Source organism: Variovorax paradoxus EPS (assembly GCF_000184745.1).
In the GTDB taxonomy this organism is placed as follows: domain Bacteria; phylum Pseudomonadota; class Gammaproteobacteria; order Burkholderiales; family Burkholderiaceae_C; genus Variovorax; species Variovorax paradoxus_C.
The window spans coordinates 17860-44387 of the sequence record NC_014931.1; the positions used below are offsets into that span (position 1 = coordinate 17860).

Consider the following 26528-nt stretch of genomic DNA (forward strand, 5'->3'; position numbering starts at 1 on the left):
CTGCTTCACGTGCGCTCTTCTGTGTGTTCTTCTCCGAACCAGTTGCCATGGAAGCCGACCGGCACGCGGTGCGGCAGCGACACCGTGCAGACCGGGCCCTTCGCGAGCGCGCGGGCATCGAAGATCACGAGGTCGCTGGTGTTGGTCGCGCTGCGCCACACGGTCGCGAGCAGCCAGCCGTCGCCTTCTTCCGCATCGGGCGAGCGGGGGACGAAAACGCCTTCGGACACCACTTCGGGCGCGGGGAACATGTACATGTCGCGCTCGGTCCCGGGTTTGGCGTGGTCGATGTGAGCCAGGCCGGCGTAGAGACGCGGCGGCCCGCCGGGCGTCGTTTCCGCATGGCACGTGTACCAGCCGTGGCGGTAGGGCAGGCCGGCGAAGCGGTCGTCGATGCGCGGGAATTCGCCCGGGACGTCCGAAATCCGCGTCTGCGTGAATTCGCGCGACGGGTTCGACAGGTCGAACTGCCAGCGCACCAGCCAGCTCTGCGGCGTGATCTCGCTGGCGGGCGAGCCGTCGGGCTTCGGAAAGAGGGGCGGCGTCGCGAACTGCATCACGTCGGCGAACAGGCTGCCGTCGGCCTCCCAGGCGTTCATGACGTGGAACGCATAGCAGCTCGGGCCGCGCCACCAGACGATGTCGGCCGTGCTGCCGTCGCGCGGCATCAGGCCGACGCGGGTGCCGTACTCGGGTTCCCAGGCGTAGGGCGGTCGGCCGCTCTGGGCGCGCTCCATGCTGGCGGTGAGCGGCATGATGGGGAACATCACATGGCGGTCGGTCGCCATGAAGTCGTGGACCATGCTGGCGTAGGGCGCCTCGAAATGTTCGAAGCGCGTGACGCGGCCCTCGGGCGAGATCACGCCGAAGCTCATGCCGTTGGACAGCTTCGCCGGCGTGCCGTAGCCGAAGAACAGCAACTCGCCGGTGCGCGGATCGGTCTTCGGGTGGGCGGTGAAGGCGCCGCTCAGCGCGCCGTCGAAATCGGTGGCGCCGAGGGTGGCGAGCGTGGGCAGCTCGAAGCCGATCGGCAGATGCGCCTCCTCGAGCGCGAGCAGCCGGCCGGCATGGGCGATGACGTTGGTGTTGCCCGTGCCGTCGTGCTGCGGTGGCGGTCCGTCGCTGACCCTCGCCTTCTGGAAGCTGCTGGTCAGGTCCCGCCCTTCGGTGGCGGCGCGCCAGAGATCGGTGCGCAGCCAGCGGTTGCGGTAGTGCACCTGCCCGTCGGCCAGGGTGAACGAATGCAGCATGCCGTCGCCCGCGAACCAGTGCGCCTTGGGGTCGGGCACCACCGGGTTCGGGCCGTTGCGCACCAGCGTGCCCCGAAGGCCTTCGGGCAAGACGCCTTGCAGCGGCAGCGGCCCGAGTTCCGTTTCGAAGTCGATCGGCGCCATGTTGGGCGGCGGGGCGTTGCGAGGCAGGGTGACGTCGTTCATCGGGGCTCCTGGGTTCAAGGGAAGATCGCCCGATATCTTGCGGCATCCGCGCCCGGCTTCGAACCCCGCAAAACAGCCAGGAAAAAAGCCGGCCGTCCGGGGATGAGCCCTTACCTAGGCCACTGCTGGCGTTGCCAGTAGCGGTATTGCCAATGCGTTTGAAAGCCGGCGCGCCGATAGAGCGACAGCGCCGGATGATTCTGCGCATCGACCTGCAGGAACACGCGCTCGAACCCCTTCGTCAGTGCCCCTTGAGCGAGCCCCGCCAGCACGCGCCCCGCGAGGCCCCGGCCCCGGTGCGCCTTGTCGGTCCGCATGCCGTGCACGCTGGCCCAGCCATGTCTGAAAGCCATCGCGCCCGCGGCCACCGTGCGGCCGTTCTCGCGCACGCTCGCATAGAGCGAGCCCTTGGCGCGGGCCAGTGCGCGCACGCGATGCGCGCCGTCCACCGGATCGAATCCCTCGCCGAGGAACAGCGCCGCCCAGGCGTCGTCGGGTGCGCGGTCGACATCGGCCAGTGCGCCGGCACCCGCACCCGCACCGGTTCCCGCAGCCGCGACCTGCCGCATCTGCCGCGCCGTTCCGATCTGCACGCAGGTGGGGTGGTCTTCGACGTAGTGCCGCCGCTCCAGCTCGGCCCGCAAGCTGTCGAAGCAGTCGGCGTCAGCCAGCCGCAGCGCGGGCACGACCTGGCGGCTGTCGTAGCGGTCCTCGATGCGATCCAGCGTGCCGGCATCCACCGCGCTGCGGTGCAGGGGAACCGCCGACCTCGCGCGCTTGACGGTGCCGCCGTCGAAGGGCAGCAGCCAGCCGTCGAGTTCTTCGGACGCCTCGGGCGACACCGCCGCGACGGTGGCGCGCTCGATGGCTTCGATGTCGGCAACGCTCGGCATTGAGCTCATTGTGTGTTGGCCTCCGGGGCGATGTACTTGGCCGCCGCCACGCTCTTGAGCAGCGCCTCCCGCTGATTGCGGCTGATGCCGCGCACGCTGTCGGCGACCCACTTGGTGCGGTCGGGGTCGATCTGTCCGTCGCGCCGCCATTGCTCGAGCACGGCCTGCGGCTTGTGCAGCATCGCGGCGAGCCACACGGCCTGTGCGGGCTCCAGCGTGCGCGCGCTGCGCTTGAAGTAGCGCCGCGCCGCCGCCTCGGCGCCGCAGAGGGTGCCGCCCCAGGGCGCGTTGTCGAGATACAGCTGCAGGATGCGGGCCTTGCCCAGCGTCTGTTCCATCTCGACCGCATAGAGCATTTCGCGCAGCTTGCGCTCGGCCGTGCGGTCGCTGCCGGTCACCAGCAGCTTGGCGAGCTGCTGCGTGAGCGTGCTGCCGCCGCGCTTGGTCTGGCCTTCCTTCTGGTTGTTGTCGATCGACGCGAGGATCTCGGTGATGTCGTAGCCCGCGTGCGTGAAGAAGCGCTGGTCTTCGGCCGCGATGACGGCGCGCGCCAGCCAGCTGTCGTTGGCCAGCTTGGCGGACGGGCCGCAGCTGGTGCGCGCTCCGAGCATCGTCTCGGTGCCGAGGCCCTCGACGGTGAACTGGCTGATGACGGGCTGCACCGAGAACGTGGCTTCGGGCAGCACCAGTTGCGCGCTCACGGCGAGCGTGCCGCCGATGCGCGCGCGCTGCAGCTCGGGCAGCGCGGGCACCAGCACCGCGTACCAGCGCGCGATCGGCGCGTCCTGGACCTTGGCGCTCAAGTGCAGGTTCTTGGGGGCGAGCCGGCCTTCCCATGTGCCCTGGAGCATCTCCGTCTCGGTGGTCCCGGGCGTGGCTTCGAAGGTGCCGGTCAGCGTGTTGCCGTCGCGGCGCACGGTGGCGACCAGGCGCTCCACCTTGATCGGCTGCGTGCCGAGCGCCGGCACTTCGACGCTGCAGGGCTCGCAGCGCAGCTCCTGCAGGCCGGCCGCCTCTTTCCAGCTGAAGCGCACGGTGCCGAAACGGGTGTCGAGCGAATGGCCGTCCAGTCGCGGTGCGAACCAGGGCGAGGTGGCCAGGCGCATCGCCGTCGGGACACCGATCTCGAAGTTGAGCGGACCCGCCTTCACCGGCGTGCTCCATTCGCCCGCCGCCGGTGCCAGCGCGATCTTGACTATCAAAAAGATAGCTACAAGCGCTGTCAACACAAGGGCCAGCAGCCCGAAAAGCACAAATCGCAGGGTCTTCTTCACAAACACGTTCTCACATCGGTCTCGCCACCGTGACGGCTTGCCACGGACCGGTCGACTGTCCACTGGCCGCCGACCAATACCAGGCTGAAGTGTCGGTGAAAGCCGTGCCTTGGGCATCGACGATGCGCTCGCAAACGCGGATCTTTTGCGCACCGTGCCGTTGCGCAACAAAACAGCGCCACAAACGCGCCTGTGCATCGCGTTCGAGGCGCGCCTGTTCGATGCGGTAGCCGAGCGCGCGGTAGCAGTCCGCGGCCGGATGGAGCATGCGGGTGGGCTGCTTCACCTCGCGCATCACGAGCGTCTGGGTGCCGTCGGTCATGCGACCGATGGCGCCGGGGAAGCGGTCGGCGAAGCGCTGCTCGACTTCGCTCAATGCGAGCGGGCGCAATGGAACGCCGTCCCACTGGCTCGGCCACTCGTGCGATGCGGCCATCGCTTCAGGGGCAGCCGGTGCCCGCAGCGCCCCAGCAGTCGACCAAAGCATGCACAGCAGCATCGCCAGCGCGAAGGCTGTCTTGTGGCCGATGCGGTTGATGAAATGGTTGGCGAACCAGCGCTCAAAGAACGGTGTCGACATGGCGGGCTCCTTGCGTGGTGATCAGGCCCGGAACGGGGTGGTCGGCGGGTTCCGGCACGGCGCGCGCAGGCACCATCAGGCGGCCGATGCAGCCGCACACGGCCGCCAGCACGACGAGGCCCAGCGCGTTGTGCGCCCACGGCGCCAGCGCGTGGCCCGCGCCTTCGAAAGCGATCAGCACGCTGTTGCGCACGACGTTTCCGGCCAGTACCAGCACGCCGACCATCGGCAGGCGCCGCAGGAACGCCTTGTCGCTGCGGCGCGCCCACAGCGCGACGGCACAGGCGGTGAAGTAGCCCAGCCACACCATCTGCACGCCGGAGCAGGGCGCATCGACGATCACCAGGCGGCCATCCACCATCAGGCTCGTGCCTTCGCGCGCCACGTCGAAGCCCGGCGCGAGCAGCCAGCGGCTGGCCTCGGCCGTCACCACGCGCAGCGGATAGCCGGCGTAGAACTGCAGCGATGACAACAGCGGCAGCGCGAGCACCGCGAGACCCGTCACCGGCAGCGCGGCGACGCGCCTCGGCAGAAAAGCCAGCAGGCCGCAGGCCAGTGCCAGCACCGCCACCAGTCCCGCTGCCAGCGGCGGCAGCGCCGGCACGACGCCGAGCCCCGAGCGCAGTACCGTGGCGAGCACGGTGCCTGCCCCCGCGAGCGCCAGCCAGCCCAGTCGCGGGGATGCGCGCAACTCACGCCGGCATTGCCAGGCCAATGCAGCCAGTGCGACCAATGCCACGAGGCCCAGCGGATCGTCGGAGCCGTCGCGCATACGCTGGACCATCCACGCCCAGGTGGGCGCGAGCGCGGCGAACTGCAGCCCGAGCCAGCCGGCGGCCGGCGTGCGGTCGATGTGAATGCCCCAATCCACGATGCGCGGATGACGGTGGGCGAGCGTTGCCAGAGACATGTTGTTCTTCCCGCGGCTTCAGGAGGTGAACCGGCGCGCGTCGTTGCGGCGCGCACGGCGGCGCAGCATAGCGAGCATCGACAGCACGACGGCGAGGGCGCCGAGCGTTTCGGGCTCGGGCGTGCTGGGCACCTCGGCACCCAATGCCGGGCCGGCCAGGTCGCTCACGCCTTGCGGCATCGGCAGCGGCTGGTTCACATCCACGCTGTTCTGCGGCGCCGCGTTGCGCACCACCTTGTCGACCGCGATGAAGCTCGTGTACTGCGTGAGCAGGCTGTACTTCAGGCCCAGTTCGGTGATGCGCTCCTTGAAGGCCGCGCTGCCTTCGAGCGATTCCTGGTCGCTCAGGCTCTGGATGCGATGGCGTGCCCACAGCGTGCGCAGCGCGGCGGTGTCCAGGCGCGTGCGGTCGTCGATGCGCACTTCCTGGCGGTACGGGCCGCTGGCGCTCCGGCCTTCGATGATCACGCGGCCTTTGGCCTCGCCACGCCACTTGCCGAACACGATCACCGGGCGTTCGCCGAGCACGTCGGGCAGGGCTTGCGGTTCCACGTCGTACACATCGAGGCCGCCGAAGGTGGCCTTCACGCTGGTGAGCACCGGCGACTCCACCATGCGGCGAAAGCGCGCGGCCTGCTCGGGCGCCTGCACCGGGTCGGTGATGATGAACGGCTCGCCCATGCCGGCACGTGCGATGCCTTCCATCAGGCTGCGGTTCACCGAAGAGCCGATGCCGAAGGCGAACACGTTGGCTTTGGAGAGGTTGCTGCGCACCAGGTCGAAGGCTTCGCGCTCGACCGTCACGTAGCCGTCGGTCACCACGACCACGGTGCGCGACACGTTCTCTTCTTTCGGTTCGGCATAGACGCGCTTCAACGCCGGAATCAGTTCGGTGCTGCCGCTGCCGCTGTAGTTCTTGATCGTCGCGAGCGCCTGCTCGATGTTGGCGCGCGTGGCCGGCACCGACTTCGGCGAGAGCATCTTGTTGCTGCCCGAGAACAGCAGCACGTTGAAGGTGTCGCTCGGGCGCAGGCCGCCGATCAGGCGTTCGAGCACTGTCTTGGCCGTGTCGAGCGGAAAGCCGTGCATCGAGCCCGAGATGTCGACCACGAAGATGTAGTCGCGCGGAGAGATCGCGCTGGCGGCCACGGCTTTCGGAGGCTCGACCATTGCGAGGAAGAAGTTCTCCGCGTTCTCACCTTGGCCCTTGTAGAGCATCAGGCCCGATTCGATTTTTTCGCCCGCGAGGCGGTAGTCGAGCACGAAGTCGCGGTTGTCGGCAGGGCGCCCATCGGCTGCGAGAGCGATGTCGGCGTGCTGGTCCTCGTCGCTCTTCTTCACGTCGATGGCGTGGGTGGTGGAGCGCACTTCCTTCAGGCCCATCGGCGTGTCGATGGTGGCCTTCAGCTTGAAGCTGGTGCTCGGCGCGGCGCCTGCGTGCAGCGTGGGTTGTGCAGCCCACTTGGCTTGCGCGTTCTCCGATTGCGGGCTGTTGTAGCGGGGGCCGACCACGGTCGGGAACACGAACTCGTAGTTGCCCGATTGCGGCACCAGCAGTTCGGTGTAGCGCAGCTCCACTTTCACGTCGTCGCCCGGCAGGATGTTGGCGACGTTCATCAGGAACACATTGGGCAGGTGCTGCTCGAGCAGCGCGGCGGTCTTGCCTTCTTTCTTGGCGGTGTCGTATTCGATCTGCGCCTGTTGCTTCTCGCGGATCTGCGCGGTGATCAGGCGATCGGCCAACCGGACGTTGAGGCCGCTCACGGCAGCCTTGGTCGAACCGGGGAACACGTACTTGGCCTCGATCGCGCGCTGGCCTTCGTTGCGGTAGGTCTGCGTGACCGTGACATCGGCGATCACGCCCGAGATCTTGACGGCGACCTCGGTGCCCTTGAGCGGCAGGCGATCGACCGAAGGGTCGTCGCTCTTGACGAAGAAGTACGGGCTTTCTGTCTTGAGTCTTGGCCCGGCGGGCGCTTCTTGCGCATGCACCGGGCGCACGCCCATGGCGATGAAGCCCGCGGTCGCCAGGCTCACGGTGGCGAGCCAGAGCCAGCGGCCGGGACGTGGGGTGGTGGTGGCATCCATGGCGGGGGTCCTTGTCCGTGCGAACTTGCACAGCCGCAACTTTCTCTGCCGCACGAGAAGGCAGTTGGAAGGCTTCTTGAAGTCGCCCGCCACGAACGCCGCGCTGTGTGAAGCCTGTGTGAAGTGACCCGGCACCGGTGCTTCACACAAGCTTCGGGTCGCGCAGGGAGCATCACCGCTTCGCTACAGACGAGGAGAAAAACCATGCTTCAGTTTCTGAAGGCACTTCAGACATCCGTGCTGGCCAAGGTGGCCGGCCTGTTCTTCCTGACGCTGCTGCTTTGCATTCCGCTCGCGGAGATCGACTCGATCAACAACGCACGCGGCGAGAGCCAGCGCGAAGCCGCCCAGGAACTCGCCGCCACCTATGCCAGCAGCCAGACCATGATCGGCCCGCTGTTGCTGGTGCCTTATGTCGAGCGCTGGATGGAGCCGCTGCGCGATGCGCAAGGCAAAGTGATCGGCCAGGAGCAGCGCAGCAAGGAAATGGTCCACGCGGTGTTTCCCGACAAGCTGCACATCGAAGGCTCGATGACGCCGCAGGAGCGGTATCGCGGCATCTTCAAGATTCCGTTCTACACACTCAACGCCACGCTGACCGGCGGCTTCACAGCCTTCGACCCCAAGGTCCTGCCTCACAGCGAGAACGATTCGAAGATCGAGTTCAAGGCGCCTTTCATCGCCTTCAACGTGAGCGACCTGCGCGGCCTCGACGGTTCGCCGGCGCTGGTGATGGGCGGCGAGGCACTGCGTTTCAAGCAGCGCGTGCCGGGCCTTGCCGACAACGCCTGGTTCGCCGATGGCATCCACGCACCGGTCACCGGCGCCGCACTCGCTGCATGGCAGGCCAACACGCCACTCACCTTCGAGATGAAGCTCGGCCTCGTCGGCCAGGACACCCTCGCGATCGCGCCCATCGCCGACGACACCACCGCACACCTCACCTCGCCCTGGGCGCACCCCAGCTTCGGTGGCCGCTTTCTCGCGGCGCAGCGCAACGTGACGCCGCAGGGCTTCGATGCGCAATGGCGCATCTCGTCGCTGGTGACCTCGGCGCGCGAACAGGTGCGCGCCGGACTCTCCGGCCGCGTCGATGGCAACGATGCAGCCGCAGTGGCGACGGCGAGCAGCGCGCGCCCGCAACGCAACCTCGGCCCGCTGCAGACCTTCGACGTGTCGCTCGCGCAGCCGATCAACGTCTATTCGATGAGCACGCGCGCCGGCAAGTACGGCATGCTCTTCATCGGCCTGGTGCTGATGGCGGCCTTCATGTTCGAGCTCTTCCGCAAGCTGCGCCTGCACCCGATCCAGTACGGCCTGGTCGGCCTTTCGATCGCGCTGTTCTTCCTTTTGCTGCTCGCGCTGTCCGAGAAGTTCGCGTTCTGGATCGCCTATGCGGCTGCAGCCAGCGCCAGCGTTGCACTGCTCGCCGTGTACTTCAGCGCCGTGCTCGGCGGCTGGAAACGCGGCCTGTCGTTCGGTGCCTTCATCGCGCTGTTGTACGGCGCGCTCTATGGGCTGCTCGCCTCCGAAAGCAATGCGCTGCTGCTCGGCGCGCTGCTGATCTTCGGCATGCTGGCCACGCTGATGCTGGTGACGCGCAAGGTCGACTGGTATGCACTGTCGCGCCGCGCGGAACCCATAGCACCTGTTGCACAAGGCGCATGAAACTCCTGCGATCCGCGCTCGGCGCCCTGGGCTGGCTGGCCCTGGCAGCGCTGTGGTTCTGGGCCTGGCACCTGAAGGACCCGCATCTGCGCTTCATGCGCGCATGGGAGTTGCCGACGTTGTTGGGTGCGCTGGGCGTGGGCGCGGTGATTGCATGGCGCTTCGGGCGTCGCGCGCTACGGCCCGTGTCGCTCGGCCTGGTGTTCGCGGCGCTGCTCACGGCCCTCGGCAACGAAGCGGCGAGCCTGCATCACCGTGCCGCAGTGCCCGCCTCATCCGGCCCCTTGGCGCAGATGCTCGGCGCGCACTTCATCGTCGGCTACGACGATGCGAAGGACCTGCACGAGCTCGCCCGCAAGGGCTTGATCGGCGGCGTGTTCATCACGGGCCGCAATGTGAAGGGACGCACGGCCATCGAACTGCGCAAGGAGATCGATGACCTGCAGGCCCTGCGCCGCGAAGCCGGCCTGCCTCCGCTGATCGTCGCGACAGATCAGGAGGGCGGCGCCGTGTCCCGCCTCTCGCCGCTGATCGAACGGCAGCCCGGCCTCTCCACGCTCATCGACGCCGACGTGCCCGAAGCCGAACTCGCGCAGCGAGCGCATGCGTACGGCGCGCAGCAAGGCCGCTCGCTCGCCGCGCTCGGCATCACGCTCAACTTCAGCCCCGTGGTCGATCTGCGTACCGGCCGCGAGCCGGGTCGATGGGATCTGCACACCCGCATCGACGAGCGCGCCATCTCGGCCGACCCCGCACTCACCACGCAGGTGGCGCTCGCTTACGAGCAAGGCCTCGAATCGGCTGGCGTGCGCGGCACGCTCAAGCACTTTCCCGGACTCGGCGGCGTGACCGAAGACACGCATCACTTCGCCGCAACGCTGCGCACGCCAGTCGCCCGACTTGCAACACATGACTGGAAGCCGTTTCAAGACGTGTCGAGAAACTCGAGCGCCGCGATCATGCTCGGCCATGTGGTCGTTCCGGAACTCGACGCCGTCTATCCGGTCTCTTTCTCGCGCAAAATCGTGCAGCAGCTGATTCGCGGCGAGTGGGGCTACCAGGGCCTGCTCGTCACCGACGATCTGACGATGGGCGCGGCCTACAACCGCGGGCTGTGCGATGCCACGGTCCGCGCCCTCGATGCCGGTGTGGACCTGGTGTTGATCGCCTTCGACCACGACAAGTATTTCGACGCCATGCATTGCGCGCAGCAGGCCGCGCAGCGCGGCGCACTCGACTTGCCGATGCTGGAACGCAGCGGTGCCCGCCGGCTCCAACCCCTTCGCTAGCCACTTTCTCTATGTTCAAACGTTCAAGCCCCTCCCGACCCGACGACGGCGCCACGCCGGACGAACGCAACGCCCGCTGGAGACTCATCGGCAAATGGAGCGCCATCGTGGTGGGCTCCGGCGCACTGGTGGTGCTGGTCGCATCCATCGTCGCGGTGGTTGCCATCTATCCGAAGCTGCCCGACATCTCCGAACTTGCCGACTACCGGCCCAAGCTGCCGCTGCGCGTGTATTCCACCGAAGGCACATTGATCGGAGAGTTCGGCGAAGAGCGCCGCAACCTCACGCCCTTTGCGAGCATTCCCAAGGTCATGAAAGACGCGGTACTCGCCGTGGAAGACGCCCGCTTCTACGACCACGGCGGCGTCGACTACAAGGGCTTCGTGCGCGCCGCGGTGGCCAGCCTGAAGGGCGGCAGGAAGCAGGGCGCCTCGACCATCACCATGCAGGTGGCGCGCAACGTCTATCTGAGCTCGGAGCGCACGCTGAGCCGCAAGACCTACGAGATCATGCTGGCCTTCCGGCTCGAGCAGCAGCTCACGAAGGACCAGATCCTCGAGATCTACCTGAACCAGATTTATCTCGGCAACCGCGCCTACGGTTTTGCCGCTGCGTCGGAAGCGTATTTCGGCAAGCCCCTGCAGAACGTGACGATCGCCGAAGCCGCGATGCTCGCCGGCCTGCCCAAGGCCCCCGGCGCGAACAACCCGGTGGCCAACCCGCGCCGTGCGCGCGCACGCCAGCTCTACGTGATCGACCGCATGCAGGAGACCGGCTTCATCACCGCCGAACAGGCAGCCGAAGCCAAGAAGGAAGAACTGCACCTGCGCGACGCGGCCGACCCGAACCGCCTGCATGCCGAGTACGTCGCCGAAACCGTGCGGCAGATGATGTACACGCAGTACGGCGACAGCATCTACACCAGCGGCATGAAGGTCTACACCTCGCTGGTCGCGGCCGACCAGGCGGCTGCCTACAAGTCGCTGCGCAAGGGCATCATGGATTACGAGCGCCGCCAGGTTTATCGCGGGCCCGAGAAGTTCGTCGACCTGCCGACCGAGCAGAAGGAAGTCGATGAGGCCGTGGACGACGCACTCGCCGAACATCCCGACAACGGCGATGTGATCGCTGCCGTCGTGCTCGATGCCAACGCGAAAGAAATCAGCGCCGTGCGCGCCAACGGCGAAGCGATCCAGATCACCGGCGAGGGCTTGAAGCCCGCGCAGTCGGGCCTCGCGGCCAAGGCACCGCCCAACATCAAGATCCGCCGCGGTGCGGTGATCCGCATGGCGAAGACGCCGAAGGGCACCTGGGAGATCACGCAGCTGCCCGAAGTGGAAGGCGCCTTCATCGCGATGGACCCGCGCAGCGGCGCGATCAAGGCGCTGGTGGGCGGTTTCGATTTCGGCAAGAACAAGTTCAACCACGTCACGCAGGCCTGGCGCCAGCCGGGTTCGAGCTTCAAGCCGTTCATCTATTCGGCCGCGCTCGAAAAGGGCTTCACCCCCGCCACGGTGGTGAACGATGCGCCGCTGTATTTCGATGCTGCCGCCAACGGTGGCCAGCCGTGGGAGCCGAAGAATTTCGAAGGCACCTACGAAGGCCCGATGCCGCTGCGCACCGCGTTGATGAAATCGAAGAACCTGGTGACGCTGCGCGTGCTGCAGTCGATCGGCGCGCCCTATGCGCAGGACTGGGTCACCAAGTTCGGCTTCGACAAGGACAAGCAGCCCGCCAACCTGCCGATGGGCCTGGGCGCCGGTTCGGTCACGCCGATGCAGATGGCCGTGGGCTATTCGGTGTTCGCCAACGGCGGCTACCGCGTCAATCCGTACCTGGTCACCCGCATCACCGACATGAAGGACAAGGTCATCATGGAAACCGAGCCGCCGGTGCTCGACGAAGCACGGCGCGCCATCCCCGCGCGCAATGCCTTCGTCATGGATTCGCTGCTGCAAAGCGTGGTGAAGGGCGGCACCGCGTTCAAGGCGCACCAGGCCCTGAAGCGCGACGACCTCTATGGCAAGACCGGCACCACCAACGATTCCTTCGACACCTGGTTCGCGGGTTTCCAGCCCACGCGCGTTGGCATCGCATGGATCGGCTACGACACGCCGCGCCAGCTCGGCGTGCGCGGCGAAACCGGCGGCAGCCTGAGCCTGCCGATCTGGATCGGCTACATGCAGTCGGCGCTGCAGGGCGTGCCGGTCACGCAGCCGACTGCACCGCCGGGCGTGGTGAGCATCGACGGCGAGTGGTACTTCGACGACTTCACGCCGGGGCACAACGTGGCGAGCCTGGGCCTGGAGAACGCCGAGCAGGCACCACCGCCGGTCGAAGAGCTCACCGGCGCGCCGATCGGGGCACCGCCTCCGCCTGAAGAGCGCAACCGCATCCTCGATTTCTTCAGGTAAACGCTGATCGAAGGGGACGGCACCGGGTCTCTACACTCGGTGCCGTCCCTTTTTTCTTTGGCCGAACGCATTCATTCATGGAAATCCTCACGCTGGTGGCGCTGCTTCTTGTCGGCGCCTACATCCTCAAGTCCAGAGACCAGCGCCAGCGCATCGCGCTGCTGGGAAGCCACCTCGGCCAGTACCAGATCGAGAAGCTCATGGAGAGCCTGACCCAGGGCTATCTGCGTTGCCTCGGCGAAGACGACCCCGAGCGCCGCCAGCAGATCTGGAGCCTGCTCGACACCACCGAGGAAAAGCTCTCGTCTCAGTTCGACAGCTTCGCCGCTGGCTTCGCGCGCCTTCCCGAAGCGGACACGCGCGTGAGCAAGCTGCCCATCGCCATTCCGTACGCACACAAGCTCTTTCCGTCCACGACCTTCGATCTGCGCGAAGCGCTGAACATCCACGCACGCGGCATCGCCGGCGTGATGAAAAACGCATCGAGTCGTCCGGCCAAGTCCAAGGCCTTCACCATGTCTGCCGAGTTGTTCCTGATGCAGCACACCTGCCACTGGTTCTGCAAATCGAAGACGGTGGCGTCGGCGCGCATGCTGGCGCGGCACCAGACGTCGTACGAGCAACTGCTCGATGCGGTGAGCCCCGAGACACGCCGCGCCTACGGCACGCTGACGGGTCAGTGATGTGACAACAGCGGCAGCGTGAGCGTGGCCACCGCGCCGCCGCGCGTCGCATTGCCGAGCTCGATGCGCCCTCGGTGCAGCGAGGCGATTTCCTTCACGAACGCGAGCCCCAGCCCCGTGCTTTTCTTCTGGCTGTGCGGCCGCGCGAGCGAATAGAACTTCTGGAAGACTTTTTCCTGCGCGTAGTCCGGAATGCCCGGGCCATGGTCGCGCACGGTCACGCGTGCGAGCTTCGACGTGGTCTCCAGCGTCAGCAGCACCTCGCTGTCGGGCGGTGAAAAATCGATCGCGTTGTCCAACAGATTGCTGATCGCGCGGCGCAACAAGAACGGGTCGCCCTCGGTGCTGGCTTCGGTGCGGATGTTCACCAGCAGGCGAATGTTCCGCTTGGCCGCCGCGGGCTGCGCGCTGATGGCGATGTCGTCGATCAGCGAAGCCAGCGGCACCGGCTCGGTGCGCTCCAGCGCGCGCCGCGTTTCGAGCGCGGTGAGCTCCATCATGCGATCGACGATTTCCTGGATGCGCTGCGTCTCGCGCTCGATGTTCTTCAGGAACCGCTCGCGCTCCGCATGCGGCATCGACGGCTCCTGCAGCAGCTCGGCTGCGCCGCGGATCGCCGAAAGTGGACTTTTCACTTCGTGCGTGAAGGTCTGCACGTAGTCGGCGACGTAGTTGCGGCCCGTCAGTGCATCGCGCATTTCGCTGAAGCCGGTGCGCACCGCATCGACCGCGCGCCGCGCCATGCGCGAAAAGCTCAGGGTGCGCTGCGCGCGCACCCAGGTCCAGTAGTCCGAGATCAGCCCGAAGGGCCGCACCAGCCAGACCGAGACGATCACCGCCAGCAGCAACAGCGCGAGGCCCGAACCCACGCCCACCCACAGCGTGCGGGCGCGCGCGTCTTCCACGAACTGGCCGAAGCTCTGCACCGGCTTGCCGACGCTGACCATGCCGACGATCTCGTTGTTCCAGCGAATGGGCGCGCCCACGTACATCACCGAAGTGCGCGGATCGCCGTCGACATCGCGCGAGGTGCGCGCGCCATAAAGGCCGGCGAGCGTGCGGCTCACGTCGCTCCATTGCGAGTAGTCGGCGCCCAGGTGCCTGCCGAGCGAATCGAACATCACGCGGCCGCTGCGGTCGGTGACGTACACGCGCAGTTCCACCTGGCTCTTGTGCAGGTTGTAGATCTGCGCGGAGAACTCGCGCGCGTAGACGGTGCGGAACAGGGGCTCCAGTCGCCCGGTGTTGATGGCGCCCGCGATCACGTCCTGCTCGACCAGGCTGGCCATGAGCTGCGAGGTCTCGACCAGCGACTCTTCGGCTGATTCGCGGTAGCGCGGATCGATGTCCGACACCACGCGGTAGAGCAGAAAGGCGATGCCCGCCGTGTAGATCAGCAGGATGCCGATGAAGATCCGCGTGCGTCTTGTCACGAAGCCTTGGCTGGCAATTCTTCGTTCAGGGCATAGCCGGTGCCGCGCAGCGTGCGGATCGGCTCCACATCGGGCGCCACCGCCTTGAGCTTGGCGCGCAGGGTCTTGATGTGCGCATCGACCGTGCGGTCGAAGCTGTCGCTCGCGTCGTCCCAAACGTGTTCCAGCAATTCGTCGCGGGTGAAGACGCGGCCCGGCCGCTGCACCAGCAGCCGCAGCAAGCCGTATTCGTAGCGCGAGAGCTCCAGAAGCCGGCCGTAATAGCGGATCTGCATGCGCTCGTTGTCGAGCGCGAAGGGCATTGGCGGGGTCTGTGGGGCCGTTGGCGGCGCCGGCGGCGAAATTTGAGGGGGTACCCCGTTTCCGGGCCCTGCGGCCGTTCCGGGGCCTCCAGGGCTGTTGCGCGTGCTGCGCCGCAGGATCGTTCGGACCCGCGCGACCAGTTCGCGCGGCGAAAACGGCTTGGCGATGTAGTCGTCGGCGCCCAGTTCCAGGCCCACCACGCGGTCGATTTCGTCGCTGCGCGCCGTGAGAAACAGCATCGGGACCTCCGGCCCGCCCTGCGACTGGTTCAGCGCTCTCAGGCGCTTGAAGAGCTCGAAACCGTTGAGATCGGGCAGCCCGATGTCCAGGATGGCCAGCGCGGGCGGCTCCTCTGCGAACTGCGCGATGGCCTCTTCGGCGGTGGCGCACCAGACCGGCGTGAAGCCATCGCTCTTCAGGACGTATTGCAGCGTGTCGGCGATGCCCGATTCGTCTTCGGCGATCAGGATCCGGGGTTTGAAGCTCATCCTCGAATGTTAGCGAGGGCAAAGAAGGACGGCGGGCCCGCTTTCCCGTCCGAGGCGCCGGAGACCGGCGCGGCCTTTCGCGGCCTTTTTTTTGGCGCGGCGCTCTTTCTGTCTTCTATTTCTTATTCTTCTTATTCAAATTAGTAGTAGTAGATAAGGGAAGCACTCTTCTGTGGACAGGGCACTTTTTTCCTTATGCGACAACGACTTGTCATTGCTCTGTCACTGTGCGCAGCCGTGCTTCCGGGATGTACCCGCAAAAGGGACAACATCGGGTAACCCGTCGGCCCTGTGGATAACCCATGGCTTGTGCCAGAACTCTCCCCAGAGTTGTCCTTTGACAGGCCCCGGAAAATCTGCGAAAGGCGGTTTTCGGTCGGAAAAATCCAGTGCCTCTTATTTGGGCAATATGTAGATTTCCCTTTTAAATCAACCACTTGCCACGCCCCTACACAGAAGTGCCGACGTTATCCACAGAGTTGCCCAAGTTTTGCGGGGACAACGCGCGAGGAACCTTCGAGCCGGTGGGCAACCCAACGCCGTCCTTCACATTGCAAAAAATTTCGAACATGACACCTTCAGAAACCAAGGCCATCGTGACCCTGAGCCTGCTGGCTGCCTTTGTCGACGGCGAGAAACACGAGCGCGAGCGCGCCGAGATCAAGCGCATTGCGGAGGGCCTGTCGCAAGCCGACGGGTTGAACCTGCCGACGCTCTACCAGGACGTGCTGATGAAGCGCGTGTCGCTGGCCTCGGTGGCGGGTGAGCTGACCAGCAGCGAATCGAAGCAACTCGCCTATGAAATGGCGGTGTGCGTGTGCGACGCCGATGGCGCGCAATCGGAAGCGGAGCGCATGTTCCTCGCGGATGTGCGCACCTCGCTCGGTCTGGATGCCTCGGCGGCGCGGTTTTCAGAGCAGGCGGAAGAAATTGCCGCGGTGCCTGTCGCGGCTGCAGCGGGAACTGCCGTGGCTTCGGTTGCCGCGCCCAACGTGCCGGACAGCGCCGAGCTCGACAAGTCGATCCTCAACGCCTCCATCCTCAACGGCGCGCTCGAGCTCTTGCCCGAGACGCTCTCGACCATGGCGATCATTCCGCTGCAGATGAAGCTGGTCTACCGCATCGGCCAGGCGCACGGTTACCAGCTCGACAGCGGCCACATCAAGGATTTCCTCGCCACCGTGGGTGTGGGCCTGACCTCGCAGTACCTGGAGCAAGCCGGGCGCAAGCTGCTCGGCGGTCTGCTCGGAAAGATGGGCGGCGGCCTGCTGCGCGGGCTGGGCAACCAGGCCGTGAGTTCGGGCATGAGCTTCGCGTCGACCTACGCCCTCGGCCATGTGGCCAAGCGCTATTACGGCGGCGGGCGCACCCTCTCGACGCAGATGCTCAAGGATGCGTTTTCGGGCGTGGTGAAGGAAGGGCAGAGCCTGCAGACGCAATATCTGCCGGCCATTCAAGAGAAGGCCCGCACGCTGGATGCGGGCAAGGTGCTGTCGTTGGTGCGCGGCGCCTGATCTAGGCTTTGCCCAGGTCGTCGAGGATCGGGCAGTCCGGGCGCGCATCGCCGTGACAGCAATGCACGAGGTGCGCGAGCGTGTTGCGCATCGACTGCATGTCCGCGATGCGCTGCTCCAGTTCTCCCAGGTGCTTTTCCGCAACCCGCTTGACGCTCGAACTCGCGCGCCGGCGGTTGTGCCAGAGGCCCACCAGCTCGGCGATTTCTTCCATTGAAAAACCGAGGTCGCGCGAGCGCTTGATGAAGCGCAGCGTGTGCACGTCGGCCTCGCTGTATTGCCGGTAACCGCTGTCGGTGCGCGCCACCGCCGGCAAAAGGCCCAGCCCCTCGTAGTGCCGGACCATGCGCGCCGACACGCCAGAGAGGCGTGCGGCTTCGCCGATGGCGACCTGGACCGTCATTGAACGGCGTAGCCCGCGTTCTCGATCGCGGCCACGATGTCCTTGCGCGGCTGTTCGCTCAGCACGTCGACATGGCCCGTTTCAAGATCGACCGTGACCTGCGCTTCGGGATCGACCGTCTGCACCGCGTTCTGCACCGCGTTCACGCAATGGCCGCAGCTCATGCCCGACACCTGGAATTTCTGGCTCATCGTTCTGGCTCCTTCTTTGGTGGATGAATGAATGATTGAATCAAATGAGCCGCCAGTTTGAACCCTCTCACGATGTCAACGTCCAGCGAAGGGGCACTTCTAATCCGGCCTTGACCTTGCCATGGTGTGAGGCTTTAGTCTCCGGCACATGGAAACCTTGCAGCAACATCCTTCGGCCGCCACTGCCAACGCCACCACGCTGGACCTCTCGGTCGGCGGCATGACCTGCGCTTCGTGCGTCATGCGCGTGGAGCGCGCCTTGAAGAACGTGCCCGGCGTGCAGGCCGTCAGCGTGAACCTCGCGACCGAGTCGGCCCGCGTGGTGACCACCGATGCCGAAGACATGGACGCGCGCTTGCGCCGCGCCGTGCGGGCTGCGGGCTACGAACCGCGTGCCGCAAGCAGCGCGGCCGACGAAGCGGCCGCACTGTCACCGTGGCACGGCGTCGGTCCGGTGGCCATCGGCCTCGCACTGTCGATTCCGCTGCTGGCACCCATGCTCGGCGACCCCTTCGGGCAAGACTGGATGCTGCCGCCCTGGCTGCAATTGCTGCTGGCGGCACCGGTTCAGTTCTGGCTCGGTGCGCGGTTCTATCGCGCGGGCTGGCACGCAGCGAAGGCCCGCACCGGCAACATGGACCTGCTGGTGGCGCTCGGCACCAGCGCAGCGTTCGGCCTGTCCCTGTGGCTGTGGTGGCGCTCGGCGACGGGTGAGCACGCGGGTCATGGCGAAATGCCGCACCTGTACTTCGAAGCAGCCGCCGTGGTGATCACGCTGGTGCTGCTCGGCAAGTGGCTCGAGGCGCGTGCCAAGCGCCAGGCGACCTCCGCGATTCGGGCGCTGCAGCAACTGCGGCCCGAGGTCGCGCACCTGGTCGGCGCGCGCGGTGAAAGCGATGTGCCGCTCGCCGAGGTGATGGTGGGCGACCGCCTCGCCGTTCGTCCCGGCGAACGCGTGCCGGCCGATGCGCGCGTGATCGAAGGACAGTCCGAAGTCGACGAATCGATGCTCACCGGCGAACCGCTGCCAGTGGCCAAGGGACCCGGCGATGCATTGACGGGCGGCGCGGTCAACGGCGATGGCCGGATGGTGATCGAGGTGAGCGCGATCGGTGCCGAGAGCGTGCTGGCGCGGATCATCCGTCTGGTCGAGGACGCACAGGCTGCCAAGGCGCCGATCCAGCGGCTGGTGGACAAGGTGGCGGCCGTGTTCGTGCCCGTGGTGCTGGTGATTGCGCTACTCACGCTGGCGGGTTGGCTGATCGCCGGTGCCGGCATCGAAACCGCGCTGATCTACGCCGTCGCTGTGCTGGTGATCGCGTGTCCCTGTGCGCTGGGCCTCGCCACGCCGGTCGCGGTGATGGCCGGCACCGGCGTGGCCGCGCGGCACGGCATCCTGATCAAGGACGCGCGTTCGCTGGAGATCGCGCACCGCGTCGACACCGTGGCCTTCGACAAGACCGGCACGCTGACTCTGGGCCGGCCCGTGCTTACCGCGTTGCTGCCGGTGGCAAGCATCGAGGCCACGGAAAACCAGCTGCTCGCCACCGCCGCCAGTCTTCAAGGCGGCAGCGAACACCCGCTCGCACGCGCCGTGCTCGCGGCCGCAGTGCAACGCGGCGTGCAGGCGCCGCCCCTGGGCGCGATGCAGGCCATGCCGGGCCGTGGTGTTCGCGGCGAAGTGAACGGTGCCACCTGGGCCATCGCGAGCCTGCGCTGGTGCCGGGAGCTCGATGCGATGCCCGCGGAAGCCGAGGTCGAGAGCCTGCAGGCGCAAGGCGCCACGGTGTCGGCGCTGTTGCGTTTCGACGAAGCAGGCGCCGCGCATGTGCAGGCCTTGCTGGCCTTCGCCGACGAACCCAAGCCGCAGGCCGCTGAAGCCATTCGCACGCTGCGTGCGCGAGGCTTGCGCGTGGTGATGATCTCGGGCGACAACCTGCGCGCGGCGCAAGCCATGGCGGCGCGGCTCGGCATTGCGATCGAGGATGTGCGTGCCGATGTGTTGCCGGCCGACAAGGCCGCGCAGGTCAGCGCGTTGCGTCGCGACGGCCATGTCGTGGCGATGGTCGGCGATGGCGCGAACGACGCGCCCGCGCTCGCCGCGGCCGACGTGGGCATCGCGATGGCGCCCTCGGGCGGCGGCACCGACGTGGCGATGGAAGCGGCCGGCATCACGCTGATGCGCGGCGACCTCGCGCTGGTGGCGCAGGCGTTCGAACTGTCTGCCCGCACGGTCGCGAAGATCCGGCAAAACCTGTTCTGGGCCTTTGCCTACAACGTGGCCGGCATCCCGCTCGCGGCCTTCGGCTTGCTGAGCCCGGTAGTCGCAGGTGCCGCGATGGCGCTGTCGAGCGTTAGCGTGATGGCGAATGCGTTGCTGTTGCGCCGATGGAAGCCCTGATACGAATTGGCGATCAATTCACAAGAACCGTTCGGGCTGAGCTTGTCGAAGCCTTGCGCGGCGCTTCGACAAGCTCAGCGTGAGCGGTTTTATCTTTTCGAACGCCTTGGTATGGGCCGTTTTCTTCAGTCGAACAGCAGCGCCATCATGTGATCGTCGATGGCCTCCGCGTCGCTGGCTCGTTTGTAGAACTTGCGCAGCGTGCCTTCGCGCTGGAAGCCCAGCTTCTCGTAGAAGCGCAGGCCCGGGGCGTTGTCGCTTTCGACGCAGAGCTCGATGCGCTTGACGCCGGCCGCTTTCAGCTCGTCGATGGCCTGGCTCACCATCGCGAGCGCCACGCCTTTGCCGTGCAGCGTGGGATCGACGGCCAGCGTGCCCAGGCTCGCCACATGCTGCACCCGACCGGGATAACGCGTCGCGCGGTAGAAGCCGGCGACGCGCCCATCCAGTTCATAGACGAAGAAGCGCCGGCTCTCGAGCATTTCCTGATAGATGGGCCGAAATTCTTCGAGCGGCATCGGGTCGTAGCCGAGGTAGGGCACGACCTTCTCGTGCATGTAGAGCGTGAAGACCGCATGGAGGTCTTCGAGGGTGGCGAGCCTGCGCATTGGTGAAAGTCCCGGAGCGATGGAAGCGCCGAGCTTAGCGACTGCGCCTCAGGCCAGGAGCGCCACCGAGAACGCCAGCAGTGCGCATTGCGCGCACCAGGCCCATCGCAGGCGGATGCGCGAATCCAGCACCGCACCGATGGTCCAGAAACCCGCGATGGCCAATGCAAGGAGTTCGAGGCCCGTGCGGAACACGAGGTCGTCCGCGCCCCACAGGAAAGCAAGCGTCACGCCGATCCATCCGATGAAGTGGATCGACGCCGAGACGACCTGCACACGCGTCAGCGCCGGATCGTGGATGTGCATCGCCTCATCGAGCGAGAACGGCGCTTCCGGGAAACGTGCCGCCACATCGGCCGGCCGCCAGCCCGGCGGCTTGAACCACACCGCGAGCTTGTCGCGCCACCTGCGCGTGTGCCAGCTGTCGCGCACGAGCGGCACATACGGCCCGAGGATCGCCCGCACCGGATCGAAGCTCGCGAGCGCCTTGCGCGTGCCGTAGACAGCGCGTTCGTTCTCTTCGGCGAAGGTGCCGAACATGCGGTCCCACACCACGAGCATGCCGCCGTAGTTGCGGTCCACGTACCCATCGTTCACCGCGTGGTGCACGCGATGGTTCGAGGGCGAAGAGAACACGCGGTCGAACCAGCCGAGCTTGCCGATGTGCTCGGTGTGGATCCAGAACTGGTAGACCAGCACGATGAGCCCCGCGATGCCGAACTGCTCGGGCGGCACGCCGACGACCGCCATCGGCAGGTAGAAGGCCCAGCCGAGAAAAGCGACCATGCTCTCCTGCCGCAACGCGGTCGAGAAGTTGAACTGCTGGCTCTGGTGGTGCACCGAGTGCGCGGCCCAGAACACCGCCGACTCGTGCCCCGCGCGGTGCAGCCAGTAGTCGCAGAAGTCGAACAGGAGCACCGCGACGATCCAGCCGATGGCGCTGTTCCAGAAGGCGGGCCGCGTCCAGATCGCAACCAGCGGATAGACCATCGCGTAGAGGCCGATCTGGAAGAGCTGCGTGCACACCGCGAGCGCCTGGCTCAACAGGCCCTGGCTCAGGCTACCGAGCGTGTCGCTGAAGCGGTAGGTGTTGCGGCGCTTGAACCAGCCCCATGCGAATTCGCACGCCATGAGCAGCGCGAACACGGGCACGACGAGAACGACCAGCCGATGCACCGCGTCTCGTTTTTCAGCAAGCCTTCAGCGAATCTTCAGCGATCCGTCGCGCCCGATGCATCCGAAGAGAGACCCGCCACGATCACCGCGTTGGTGCCGCCGAAAGCGAAGGAGTTGGAGAGCGCATAGCGGATGCCCTTGGCTTCGCGCGCTTCGCCGCGCACGAAGTCGAGATCGAAAGCGGCATCGGGCACCTGCAGGTTGGCGATGGGTGGCAGCGCTTCGCGCGCCAGTGCGCGCAGCGCGGCAATGAGCTCGATGGCGCCGCCGCCGCCGAGCACGTGGCCGTGAATCGCCTTGGTGGCGCTCACCGGCGTGGCATTGCCGAACACCTCGCGGATCGATGCAGCCTCGGCCGCATCGCCGGCCGACGTGGCGGTGCCGTGCGCGTTGATGTGGCCGATGTCCGAGGCCTTGATGCCGGCATCGCGCAACGCGGCGCGCATCGCGCGCACCTGGCCCGCGCTGTCGGGGTTCGTGATGTGAGTACCGTCGCAGTTGGTGGCGTAGCCGGCGAGCACGAAGGGCGCAGCGTTCGCGCCGCGCGCCCGTGCATGCGCTTCGGATTCGATCACCAGCGCGGCAGCGCCTTCACCGATCGCAAAGCCCGCGCGGTCGCCGGAGAAAGGCCGGCAAGCGGAGGAGGGCGCATCGGCCGGCGGCGGCGCCATCACGCGCATCGCGTGCCAGCTGGCCATCACGCCGGGCGTGAGCATCGCGTCGTGGCCTCCGACGATGGCAACGTCGATCCAGCCGCCGCGAATTGCACGCATCGCTTCGCCGATGGCCACAGCCGAGGAGGCGCAGGCACACGCATAGGCGATGGCCGAGCCGCGTGCGCCGAAGCGCAGTGCGAGTTCCGCGACGGCCGCGTTCGGCATCACGGTAAGCACGGTCGTCGGGCGCATGCGCTTCTGCTCGCCGTAGAGCGCGCTGGTCGTGGTGTCGAAGGCGCCAGCGCCCGCAAGTCCGCTGCCCCAGAAGATGCCCAGGCGTTCGGGGTCGACGCTGTCGGCACCGAGTCCCGCCTGCGTGGCCGCGTCCTGTGCGGCGGCGAGCGCCATCGCCGTGCCACGGTCGAGCGGCAGGCGCGAGGTGCTGCGCACGCCGTTGGAATCGAAATCGCAGGCAGCCACGGCGAGCGACATCGGGTCCATGCCCTTGATCTCGAGCGTCTGCGCACGCACGGCCGAGCGGCCTGCGAACAGCGCATCGTCGAAGGCTTCCACGGTGCGGCCGATGGGCGTGACGAAGCCCATGCCGCTCACGCGCACAGGTGCGGATGCCGCACGCGCTGCAGACGCAGCCAGCACGGCGTGCGCGGCACCGCTGCTCATGCGTGGGCCACCTCAGCCGCAGGTGCAACCACGCCGCTGCTCTCGGTATCGATCACCTCGCACAGGCGCTGCAGCGTGATGCCGGCTTCGCGCGGGTCGAGCCGGTCCTCGGGAATGCGCAGATGGAAGGCGTCTTCCACCGCGAAGACGAACTCCATCAGCGCGAGCGAATCGAGGCCGAGGTCGGTCAGCACGGTGGCGGGCGAGATGGCGCTGCGGTCGACCTTGAAGTCGGTCTCCAGGATCGTCGCGATGCTGTTGAAGGTGGGCGAGGAGAACATGGGCTGTGTTCCTTTCAGGTGTGTTCGTTCGTGCGAACTCATGCGTACAGGGGATGCGCGGGCATCGTGCCGTGTGCGACCGCATCGGCGAACGACACGGTTTCGCGCACGACCTGCTGGCGGTCGTTGTCGATCGTGATCATGTGGTAGCTGTTGGCCACGACCACGGTGCGGAATGCGCGGCAGCGCAGGCCGCGCGCGAGGATGCCCAGGTTGGCCACGCTGGCCACCTCGTCCTGCTGGGCATGCAGCGCGAGCACGTTGTCGCACTGCACGGCGTTCAGGTTGCGCCGCACATGGCGAATCAACCGGTCGTGTTCGCGCAGATGATCCACGCCGAGCACCGAGCAGCCCGCGCGCGAGATCTTGCGGTGGCGCAGTTCGCGCTCGATCCAGGCGCGCACGCGTTCGTTCTTCACACCGTAGGGCGGCCGCTCGCGGTATTGCCAGAGGCGCCCGAGCGGCGTGTAGAAGGCGAGCGGCAGCAGGAACTGCGTGCGCGGAATCGCCCAGCCGTCGAAGCGCAGCGTGGTCGACATGAGCACCAGCGCATCGACATCGCGGCCGCAGCGGATGGCCGCGCCCAGCGCGAGCGAGGAGCCGGCGGAGATGCCGACCAGCATCACGCGGTCGTGCTGCTTGCGCAGCGCCTTCACCTGGGCCTGGATGGCGTCGAGCCAGCGTTCGTACGGCGCGGCTCGCTGCATTGGCGCGTTGGCATCGAAGGAGTAGCCATCGATCGACAGCGGATGGGCCGCATACCCCCGGGCGCGCAATGCCGATTGCACGGTCAGCAGCTCGTCAGGCGTGCTGCATAAACCATGCAGGAGGACCACCGCGGTGCGTTGCACCTCGGGGGGAACCAGACTCAGCTCATCGGAGGCGTCACGTGCGCTCATCGTGTGGCGCCGGCCATGAAAATGGCCCGTGTTTCATGCTGCTGTCGTATGCTCATGCAACGACTATCGTGTGGAGCTACTGACCGGCCCCTGACCCATCCATTCAGCAACTCTTCACACTTCCACACCCCCACCACCATGCGAATCCTGCTTGTCGAAGATGACGCTGTACTGCGCGATGTGATGCTGCGCAGCCTGGCGGACGCGGGCCACCGGGTCGACGTATCGACCAACGTCGAAGACGCCGACCATCTCTGGCGCGTGCAACCCTTCGATGCAGTGCTGCTCGACCTGAACCTGCCGGCGACCGCGAGCCCCACGAGCGGTCTTGCAAGCGGCCTCACCGCATTGCGGCAGGCACGTGCGCGCGGCGACCGCACACCGGTGCTCGTGCTCACCGCGCGCGGTCGCACCGAAGAGCGCATCGCGGGTCTCGATGCAGGTGCCGACGACTACCTGGGCAAGCCCTTCGATCTCGCCGAAGTCGAAGCGCGCCTGCGTGCGCTGGTGCGCCGTGCGAAAGGCACCGAAGACATCGTGCTGCTCGGCCAGCTCAAGCTCGATCGCAAGGCGCGCCGCTTCTCCACCGCGGGCGGTCCGCTCGACCTGCCCGCGCGCGAGTTCGAGGTGCTGTGGGAACTGATGAGCCCGCCCGGCCGCACGGTCAGCAAGCGTGCGCTGTCCGACAAGCTCTCCAGCTTCGATGAGTCGCTGGGCGACAACGCGCTCGAAGCCTTCATCTCTCGCCTGCGCAAGAAGCTGCTGGGCACGGGTGCGAGCATCCGCACGCTGCGCGGCATCGGCTATCTGCTCGAAGCCGAGGTGTGACGGACAGCACTGCTGCCCCGATCGCGCCGTCGCTCACGCGGCGGGTCCTTCGCAACGTGCTGGTGCCGCTGGCACTCACGTGGATGCTCGGTGCGGTGATCGCGCTGGTCATTGCCAACTACTTTTCCGAACGGGCCTTCGATCGCGGCATGCTCGACGATGCGTACGCGCTGTCGGCCAATGTGCAGGCGGGCGAGCGGGGCATCGAGTTGCTGCTCACGCCGCGCGAAGTGGCCACGGTGCTGTTCGACCAGGTCGACAAGATCTACTTCTCGGTTCAGCGGCTCGACGGCACGCTGATCTCCGGCGAATCGGATCTGCAGGCGCCGCTGCCCGTGAACGGCGCGCGCTACCGTTTCTCCGACGTGACCTACCAGGGCAAGGCGATGCGCGCGGTGACGCTCGATCACGACGCCGAGCCCGGCATCGCCATGCCCTACCGCGTGGTGATCGCGCAGACCACGCTGAGCCGCACCGCGCTCGTGCGGCAACTGCTCGGCTTTGCATTGGCGCCGCAGATCCTGCTGCTGGTGCTGCTGGCCGTGTGGCTCTGGTACGGCATTCGCAGCGACCTGCGCCCGCTCGGCGACCTGCAGCGTGCGCTCGACCGGCGCGACGTGCGCGATCTGTCTCCGGTGGTGGTGGCGCAGACCTCGCGCGAACTGCAGCGCCTGGGCAACGCGGTCAATTCGCTGTTCGAGCGGCTGGGCCACAGCGTGCAGGCGCAGCGTGAGTTCGTGGGCAACGTGGCGCATGAGTTGCGCACGCCGCTCGCGGGCATCCGTGCGCTGGCCGAGTACGGTCTCGCGCAGCACGACACCACCGTCTGGCGCGAGCAGCTCGAGCGCGTGTCGGAACGCCAGGCGCGCGCGAGCCACCTGATCGACCAACTGCTCGCGCTTGCCTTGGCGGAAGAAGCGCGCACCAGCCTCGCTCGCGCGCCGGTGCGTCTCGATGTGCTGGCCGAGCAAACGGTGCTGCGGCATCTCGCGCGTGCGGATGCGCGGGGCGTGGACCTCGGCGCACGCGGCCTCGATGACGGCGTGGTCGTGATGGCGAACGAAGCGCTGGTCGAAGGCATCCTCGACAACCTGATCGACAACGCGCTGCGCTATGGCGGCCGCACGATCACGGTGGAGCTTGCGGGGCGCACGCTGAGCGTGATCGACGACGGGCCCGGCATTCCGCTCGAGGCACAGCGCGACCTGATGCAGCGCTGGGCGCAGGGCCCTGCCGGTGAGAAGCTGGGGCAGGGCTCGGGGCTGGGGCTGTCGATCGTGTCGCGCTATGCGGAGTTGCTGGGTGCCGAGCTGCGGCTCGAAGCGGCCGAGCCTGTGGGCTTGCGCGTGAGCGTCGCGTTCGGCGAGGTGGCCTAGCGCTGGCTTGCTCCTTCCCCTCCCGGGGGAAGGCTGGGATGGGGGCAGGCCTTCG

General features: G+C 67.0%; 23 protein-coding genes. 8 read left to right on the forward strand and 15 right to left on the reverse strand.

Features of this window, described 5'->3' with window-relative positions; translation table 11 throughout:
- Positions 1–5: 5 nt before the first annotated feature.
- From VARPA_RS00090 to VARPA_RS00115, 6 genes are all read right to left on the reverse strand, one after another.
- Positions 6–1436 (reverse strand): carotenoid oxygenase family protein, encoded by a 1431-nt coding sequence (locus VARPA_RS00090; RefSeq protein WP_013538488.1) that lies wholly within the window; start codon positions 1434–1436, stop codon positions 6–8.
- A 110-nt stretch (positions 1437–1546) separates the two neighbouring features.
- On the reverse strand, positions 1547–2338 hold the full coding sequence (locus VARPA_RS00095) for a GNAT family N-acetyltransferase (protein WP_013538489.1): 792 nt from the start codon (positions 2336–2338) through the stop codon (positions 1547–1549).
- Complete coding sequence (locus VARPA_RS00100) at positions 2335–3531, reverse strand: biosynthetic peptidoglycan transglycosylase (RefSeq protein WP_234974899.1); 1197 nt, start codon at positions 3529–3531, stop codon at positions 2335–2337. Before VARPA_RS00100 ends, VARPA_RS00095 begins: the two co-directional genes overlap by 4 nt.
- 82 nt (positions 3532–3613) lie before the next feature.
- Positions 3614–4183 (reverse strand): hypothetical protein, encoded by a 570-nt coding sequence (locus VARPA_RS00105; protein WP_013538491.1) that lies wholly within the window; start codon positions 4181–4183, stop codon positions 3614–3616.
- Positions 4164–5093, reverse strand: coding sequence for an exosortase Q (gene xrtQ / locus VARPA_RS00110; RefSeq protein WP_013538492.1), 930 nt, complete (start codon positions 5091–5093; stop codon positions 4164–4166). Before xrtQ ends, VARPA_RS00105 begins: the two co-directional genes overlap by 20 nt.
- 18 nt (positions 5094–5111) lie before the next feature.
- Complete coding sequence (locus VARPA_RS00115; RefSeq protein WP_013538493.1) at positions 5112–7181, reverse strand: VIT and vWA domain-containing protein; 2070 nt, start codon at positions 7179–7181, stop codon at positions 5112–5114.
- A 204-nt stretch (positions 7182–7385) separates the two neighbouring features.
- Between VARPA_RS00115 and creD the strand changes: the two genes are divergently transcribed.
- The 4 genes from creD to VARPA_RS00135 all read left to right on the forward strand — a co-directional run bounded on the left by creD (position 7386) and on the right by VARPA_RS00135 (position 13235).
- Complete coding sequence (gene creD / locus VARPA_RS00120) at positions 7386–8849, forward strand: cell envelope integrity protein CreD (protein ID WP_013538494.1); 1464 nt, start codon at positions 7386–7388, stop codon at positions 8847–8849.
- A complete protein-coding gene (locus VARPA_RS00125) occupies positions 8846–10138 on the forward strand; it encodes a glycoside hydrolase family 3 N-terminal domain-containing protein (protein WP_013538495.1) in 1293 nt (430 codons plus the stop codon). Before creD ends, VARPA_RS00125 begins: the two co-directional genes overlap by 4 nt.
- A gap of 11 nt (positions 10139–10149) precedes the next feature.
- Entirely contained in the window at positions 10150–12552 is a 2403-nt protein-coding gene (locus tag VARPA_RS00130; RefSeq protein WP_013538496.1) for a penicillin-binding protein 1A, read from the forward strand.
- Between the two features lie 77 nt (positions 12553–12629).
- Complete coding sequence (locus VARPA_RS00135; RefSeq protein ID WP_013538497.1) at positions 12630–13235, forward strand: hypothetical protein; 606 nt, start codon at positions 12630–12632, stop codon at positions 13233–13235.
- Here VARPA_RS00135 and creC read toward each other — a convergent pair.
- Positions 13229–14668, reverse strand: a complete 1440-nt coding sequence (gene creC, locus VARPA_RS00140) for a two-component system sensor histidine kinase CreC (protein WP_013538498.1) — start codon at positions 14666–14668, stop codon at positions 13229–13231. The two genes, VARPA_RS00135 and creC, sit on opposite strands and share 7 nt — an antisense overlap.
- Positions 14665–15459, reverse strand: a complete 795-nt coding sequence (creB, locus tag VARPA_RS00145; protein WP_013538499.1) for a two-component system response regulator CreB — start codon at positions 15457–15459, stop codon at positions 14665–14667. Before creB ends, creC begins: the two co-directional genes overlap by 4 nt.
- Positions 15460–16028: 569 nt before the next feature.
- Between creB and VARPA_RS00150 the strand changes: the two genes are divergently transcribed.
- Entirely contained in the window at positions 16029–16973 is a 945-nt protein-coding gene (locus VARPA_RS00150; RefSeq protein WP_013538500.1) for a YcjF family protein, read from the forward strand.
- Position 16974: 1 nt separating this feature from the next.
- Here the strand turns inward: VARPA_RS00150 and cueR are convergent, their stop codons facing one another.
- Together cueR and VARPA_RS00160 are read right to left on the reverse strand one after the other, a co-directional pair.
- Positions 16975–17376, reverse strand: a complete 402-nt coding sequence (gene cueR, locus VARPA_RS00155) for a Cu(I)-responsive transcriptional regulator (RefSeq protein ID WP_013538501.1) — start codon at positions 17374–17376, stop codon at positions 16975–16977.
- Positions 17373–17567: a heavy-metal-associated domain-containing protein gene (locus tag VARPA_RS00160; protein ID WP_013538502.1), complete on the reverse strand. Its 195-nt coding sequence runs from the start codon at positions 17565–17567 to the stop codon at positions 17373–17375. The genes cueR and VARPA_RS00160 overlap by 4 nt, the downstream gene beginning before the upstream one ends.
- 148 nt (positions 17568–17715) lie before the next feature.
- On the opposite strand from VARPA_RS00160, the gene VARPA_RS00165 reads away from it, so the two are divergent.
- Positions 17716–19968, forward strand: a complete 2253-nt coding sequence (locus VARPA_RS00165; protein WP_013538503.1) for a heavy metal translocating P-type ATPase — start codon at positions 17716–17718, stop codon at positions 19966–19968.
- Between the two features lie 125 nt (positions 19969–20093).
- Here VARPA_RS00165 and VARPA_RS00170 read toward each other — a convergent pair whose 3' ends face one another.
- From VARPA_RS00170 to VARPA_RS00190, 5 genes are read right to left on the reverse strand one after another with little or no spacing between them, the layout of a single operon-like run.
- Positions 20094–20576 carry a GNAT family N-acetyltransferase gene (locus tag VARPA_RS00170; protein ID WP_013538504.1) on the reverse strand — a complete coding sequence of 161 codons (483 nt, stop codon included), beginning with the start codon at positions 20574–20576 and terminating at the stop codon, positions 20094–20096.
- A 48-nt stretch (positions 20577–20624) separates the two neighbouring features.
- On the reverse strand, positions 20625–21752 hold the full coding sequence (locus VARPA_RS00175; RefSeq protein ID WP_013538505.1) for a sterol desaturase family protein: 1128 nt from the start codon (positions 21750–21752) through the stop codon (positions 20625–20627).
- 35 nt (positions 21753–21787) lie between these two features.
- Complete coding sequence (locus VARPA_RS00180; protein WP_013538506.1) at positions 21788–23089, reverse strand: beta-ketoacyl-[acyl-carrier-protein] synthase family protein; 1302 nt, start codon at positions 23087–23089, stop codon at positions 21788–21790.
- On the reverse strand, positions 23086–23370 hold the full coding sequence (locus VARPA_RS00185; protein WP_013538507.1) for a phosphopantetheine-binding protein: 285 nt from the start codon (positions 23368–23370) through the stop codon (positions 23086–23088). The genes VARPA_RS00180 and VARPA_RS00185 overlap by 4 nt, the downstream gene beginning before the upstream one ends.
- A gap of 38 nt (positions 23371–23408) precedes the next feature.
- Positions 23409–24269, reverse strand: a complete 861-nt coding sequence (locus VARPA_RS00190) for an alpha/beta hydrolase (protein WP_013538508.1) — start codon at positions 24267–24269, stop codon at positions 23409–23411.
- A 138-nt stretch (positions 24270–24407) separates the two neighbouring features.
- Here VARPA_RS00190 and VARPA_RS00195 point away from each other — a divergent pair, with 138 nt between their 5' ends.
- Together VARPA_RS00195 and VARPA_RS00200 are read left to right on the forward strand one after the other, a co-directional pair.
- On the forward strand, positions 24408–25097 hold the full coding sequence (locus tag VARPA_RS00195) for a response regulator transcription factor (protein ID WP_013538509.1): 690 nt from the start codon (positions 24408–24410) through the stop codon (positions 25095–25097).
- Positions 25094–26473 carry a sensor histidine kinase gene (locus VARPA_RS00200; protein ID WP_013538510.1) on the forward strand — a complete coding sequence of 460 codons (1380 nt, stop codon included), beginning with the start codon at positions 25094–25096 and terminating at the stop codon, positions 26471–26473. The genes VARPA_RS00195 and VARPA_RS00200 overlap by 4 nt, the downstream gene beginning before the upstream one ends.
- Positions 26474–26528 lie beyond the last annotated feature (55 nt).

Excerpts from the sequence above, each read along its gene's own strand:
- VARPA_RS00090 (WP_013538488.1), bottom strand. The coding sequence starts at position 1,436 with ATGAACGACGTCACCCTGCCTCGCAACGCCCCGCCGCCCAACATGGCG.
- VARPA_RS00095 (WP_013538489.1), bottom strand. The coding sequence starts at position 2,338 with ATGAGCTCAATGCCGAGCGTTGCCGACATCGAAGCCATCGAGCGCGCC.
- VARPA_RS00105 (WP_013538491.1), bottom strand. The coding sequence starts at position 4,183 with ATGTCGACACCGTTCTTTGAGCGCTGGTTCGCCAACCATTTCATCAAC.
- xrtQ (WP_013538492.1), bottom strand. The coding sequence starts at position 5,093 with ATGTCTCTGGCAACGCTCGCCCACCGTCATCCGCGCATCGTGGATTGG.
- VARPA_RS00115 (WP_013538493.1), bottom strand. The coding sequence starts at position 7,181 with ATGGATGCCACCACCACCCCACGTCCCGGCCGCTGGCTCTGGCTCGCC.
- creD (WP_013538494.1), top strand. The coding sequence starts at position 7,386 with ATGCTTCAGTTTCTGAAGGCACTTCAGACATCCGTGCTGGCCAAGGTG.
- VARPA_RS00125 (WP_013538495.1), top strand. The coding sequence starts at position 8,846 with ATGAAACTCCTGCGATCCGCGCTCGGCGCCCTGGGCTGGCTGGCCCTG.
- VARPA_RS00130 (WP_013538496.1), top strand. The coding sequence starts at position 10,150 with ATGTTCAAACGTTCAAGCCCCTCCCGACCCGACGACGGCGCCACGCCG.
- VARPA_RS00135 (WP_013538497.1), top strand. The coding sequence starts at position 12,630 with ATGGAAATCCTCACGCTGGTGGCGCTGCTTCTTGTCGGCGCCTACATC.
- creB (WP_013538499.1), bottom strand. The coding sequence starts at position 15,459 with ATGAGCTTCAAACCCCGGATCCTGATCGCCGAAGACGAATCGGGCATC.
- VARPA_RS00150 (WP_013538500.1), top strand. The coding sequence starts at position 16,029 with ATGACACCTTCAGAAACCAAGGCCATCGTGACCCTGAGCCTGCTGGCT.
- cueR (WP_013538501.1), bottom strand. The coding sequence starts at position 17,376 with ATGACGGTCCAGGTCGCCATCGGCGAAGCCGCACGCCTCTCTGGCGTG.
- VARPA_RS00160 (WP_013538502.1), bottom strand. The coding sequence starts at position 17,567 with ATGAGCCAGAAATTCCAGGTGTCGGGCATGAGCTGCGGCCATTGCGTG.
- VARPA_RS00165 (WP_013538503.1), top strand. The coding sequence starts at position 17,716 with ATGGAAACCTTGCAGCAACATCCTTCGGCCGCCACTGCCAACGCCACC.
- VARPA_RS00170 (WP_013538504.1), bottom strand. The coding sequence starts at position 20,576 with ATGCGCAGGCTCGCCACCCTCGAAGACCTCCATGCGGTCTTCACGCTC.
- VARPA_RS00180 (WP_013538506.1), bottom strand. The coding sequence starts at position 23,089 with ATGAGCAGCGGTGCCGCGCACGCCGTGCTGGCTGCGTCTGCAGCGCGT.
- VARPA_RS00185 (WP_013538507.1), bottom strand. The coding sequence starts at position 23,370 with ATGTTCTCCTCGCCCACCTTCAACAGCATCGCGACGATCCTGGAGACC.
- VARPA_RS00190 (WP_013538508.1), bottom strand. The coding sequence starts at position 24,269 with ATGAGCGCACGTGACGCCTCCGATGAGCTGAGTCTGGTTCCCCCCGAG.
- VARPA_RS00195 (WP_013538509.1), top strand. The coding sequence starts at position 24,408 with ATGCGAATCCTGCTTGTCGAAGATGACGCTGTACTGCGCGATGTGATG.